Consider the following 3,081-nt stretch of genomic DNA (forward strand, 5'->3'; position numbering starts at 1 on the left):
CTCGACGGCGTGTTCGAGCCGGCCGAGCGCCAGCGCCTGGGCCTGGCCGCGCCGCTGCCCGCCGACGTGGTCAGCGAGCAGACCGCCGTGCTCGACCGCGGCCACTGCGGCAATTTCCCCAAGGCCATGCTGCCCGGCATGCTCGACGCGCAGGCCGCGCGCGATGCCGTGATGGCCGCCGCCATGCGCGCCTATGCGGACCGCGGCGCCGTGCTGATCGCCGGCAACGGCCACGTGCGCCGCGACGTGGGCGCGCCGCGCTGGCTCGCGGCCGAGCCGGGCAAGATCTACAGCGTGGGCTACCTGGAACAGGCCGGCGCCGGCGAGGTGGGCGAGTACGACCGCGTGGTGCTGGTGCCGGCGCGCAAGCGGCCGGACCCGTGCCAGGACGCCCGGCCCGGCGCGGGCACCGCGCCGGCCGGCATGGGCTGAGGTGCGCGCGGCGCGGGCCCGCCTAAGCGAACAACTCTTCCGCCACGGTCGGGTGCAGTTGCACCGTGGTGCGCAGGTGCGACAGCTTCACGCCGAGGCGCAGCGCCACCGCCAGCGTCTGGATGATCTCCGGCGCGGCGTTGTCCATCATGTGCGCGCCCAGCACGCGGCCGCTGCGCGCGTTGACCACCAGCTTCACCATCGACGCCTGCCCGCTGCCGGCGAAGCGGTTCTCCAGCGAGACGAAGCGGCGCACCACGCTTTCCACGCGCTCGGCCTTGCCGGCGGCCGCGATGGCCTCGTGCTCGGTCAGGCCGACGCTGCCGATGGCGGGCTCGCAGAAGACCGCGGTCGGCACCACGTCGAAGTCGGCGCGCTCGCCGCGCCGGCCGAACAGGCGGTCGGCCAGCCAGCGGCCCTGGGCGCTGGCCACCGGCGTGAGGTGCAGGCCGTCGATGGCGTCGCCGACGGCGTGGATGGAGCGCACCCGGCTGCGGAACGAGCGGTCCACGCGGATGCCGCCCTGCGCGGACTTCTCCACGCCGAGCGCCGCCAGGCCCAGGTTTTCCCACTGCGGCTCGCGCCCGATGGCGGCCAGCGCGGCCTGCGCGCGCACGGTGTGGACGCGGTCGCCGCCGCCATCGTTGCCATCGCCATCGGGCGCGCCCTGCCGGTAGCACACGTCGATGGCGCCGTTGGCCTGGTTGAGCAGCGTGACCTCGGCATTGAAATGCAGGCGCACGCCCCTGGCGGCGAGCGCCTCGGCCAGCGCCGCGGCGATCTCGTGGTCGAAGCGCTCGAGCAGGCGGCTCTCGCGCACCAGCATCTCGACCTTGACGCCGTAGCGCGAGAGGATCGAGGCCTGCTCCACCGCGATGTAGCCGCCGCCGATCACCACGATCGAGGCCGGCAGGCTCTGCCAGGTGAAGACGTCGTCGGAGGTGCCGGCCAGCTCGCCGCCGGGCACCGGCAGCGTCTGCGGGCGCGCGCCGGTGGCGATCAGGATGCGGCGCGCGTGGATGGTCTCGGCGCCGACCTGCACCAGGTCGGGCGCGGTGACGGTGGCCTCGCCGTGCAGCAGCGTCACGCCGGCTTCCTGCAGGCGGTGGGTGTAGGCCACGTGCAGGCGCGCCATCTCGGCGTTGACGCGCACGATGGCGTCGCCCCAGTCCTCGCGCCCGCCGGTGTGCGACAGGCAGCCCGAGAGAATGGCGGCGAGGGTGCCGCCGTAGGACAGCATCTTCTTGGGCACGCAGCCGCGGTTGACGCAGGTGCCGCCGATCGCGTCGCGCTCGATCAGCACCACGCGCGCGCCGTGCGCGGCCGCGCGGCGCGCCGCGGCCACGCCGCCGGAGCCCGCGCCGATCACCACGAAATCCGCCTCGCGCTGCGCGCCGCCGCGGCGCCTGCCGCGGCGCGGCACGCGCTCGACGGGCTGCTCGGATGTCGCCCTGCGCGCGCTCTGGCGCTCGCTTGCCGGTCTTGCCTGGCGTTTCGTCATCAATGCCTCCTGTGGCGGCGCGAAGGCCGCGTTGCACATCGAGATGACAGAGCCGCAAGGCCGGCCGGCGCGTCCGAAGAACGCTATGCGGTGGTGCCGAGCTCCGTCTTCATGACAGACGGCCATTCGCGCAGAAAGGTTTCCCCGTCGCGCTGGCCGAGTTCGTAGGCAGCGATCATCGCGCCGGGCCGGGTGTAGTCCCAGCTCGAGATCGGTACCCGCTGCGAAGGTTGCAGATAAAGCCGCCGCTGCCCGCCGTGCCGCAGCACGAAGCGCCGCGGGCGCGGATAGAGCCGCGTCACCAGCACCAGCACGTTGCCCGGCGTGGGGTCGAGCGCGTCGACCGGCACATTGTCGACCATGCCGCCGTCCAGCACCGGCCGGCCGTCGCGGCGCAGCACCGGCGTGAACGGCGGCGTGGAGGCCGACTGCAGCAGCAGGTCCGCCAGCTGCTCGGGCGAGGCGCAGTCCTGCGCGCGCACGAACTCCGGACGGAAGCCGAGCCTGCGGCCCAGCCGCGGGTGCAGCGTCCTGAGCCAGTGCTTCTCGATGTTGTAGGCCACCAGGCCCGCCAGCACCGCCATGCGCGGCCCGCTCCAGCGCGGAATGTGCGCCACGCCGACGCGGATCTCGGGCGCGGCCTGCAACTGCGCCAGGCGGCCATCGGCGAAGATGCTCAGCAGCGCGCCGCGGTAGATGCCGTAGTGCGGGAACACGCGCTGCCGCGTCAGCAGGTTGCTCCAGTAGACGTTGCGCCGGTTGTCCGCCAGCACCTCCTGGTAGTACGCCATGACCTGGCGCGCGTCGTGCGTGTAGATCATGCACGCGGTGGCGGCGCCGGCCGAGATGCCGGCGATCACGCGCGGACGCAGGCCCAGCTCGGGCGCCACCCTGTCCCACCAGCCGGCCTGCCACCAGCAGCGGTTGCCGCCGCCGGCGAACACCACCTGGTCGAACGGCGACGCGGCGCGCATGCGGTCCGGCTCGCGCGGCGGGGCATGGTCGGCACCGACGGGCATGAGGGCGGATTCCGGCTTCGGCTCTGGCATGGCGGTTCGGGTCGTTCCTGGTCCTGGATTGTGGCCGGGTGGCCGGGCTGCTATTGGGGGGGCCGGTGCGGCGCGGGTTGGGGGAATGATACAGGGGGT

The 3,081-nt window shown here is 73.8% G+C and carries 3 protein-coding genes; 1 reads left to right on the top strand and 2 read right to left on the bottom strand.

Annotation, left to right across the window (positions count from 1 at the left end; all coding sequences use genetic code 11):
* The coding region (locus tag K206_RS39845) for a ChaN family lipoprotein (protein WP_020206282.1) at nucleotides 1–432 on the top strand (432 nt) is incomplete at its 5' end.
* Nucleotides 433–454: 22 nt separating this feature from the next.
* Here K206_RS39845 and K206_RS0131405 read toward each other — a convergent pair.
* Both K206_RS0131405 and K206_RS0131410 read right to left on the bottom strand, forming a co-directional pair.
* Entirely contained in the window at nucleotides 455–1,933 is a 1,479-nt protein-coding gene (locus tag K206_RS0131405; protein WP_020206283.1) for an NAD(P)/FAD-dependent oxidoreductase, read from the bottom strand.
* Nucleotides 1,934–2,016: 83 nt separating this feature from the next.
* The gene (locus K206_RS0131410) at nucleotides 2,017–2,952 is read right to left on the bottom strand and encodes a patatin-like phospholipase family protein (protein WP_020206284.1); all 936 of its coding nucleotides are present in this window, start codon (nucleotides 2,950–2,952) and stop codon (nucleotides 2,017–2,019) included.
* Nucleotides 2,953–3,081: the final 129 nt, after the last annotated feature.

The organism is Cupriavidus sp. WS (assembly GCF_000395345.1).
Classification (GTDB): Bacteria; Pseudomonadota; Gammaproteobacteria; order Burkholderiales; family Burkholderiaceae; genus Cupriavidus; species Cupriavidus basilensis_B.

What these genes read in the sequence shown, in the direction of transcription:
- K206_RS0131405 (WP_020206283.1), bottom strand. Translation starts at nt 1,933, where the DNA reads ATGACGAAACGCCAGGCAAGACCGGCAAGCGAGCGCCAGAGCGCGCGC.
- K206_RS0131410 (WP_020206284.1), bottom strand. Translation starts at nt 2,952, where the DNA reads ATGCCCGTCGGTGCCGACCATGCCCCGCCGCGCGAGCCGGACCGCATG.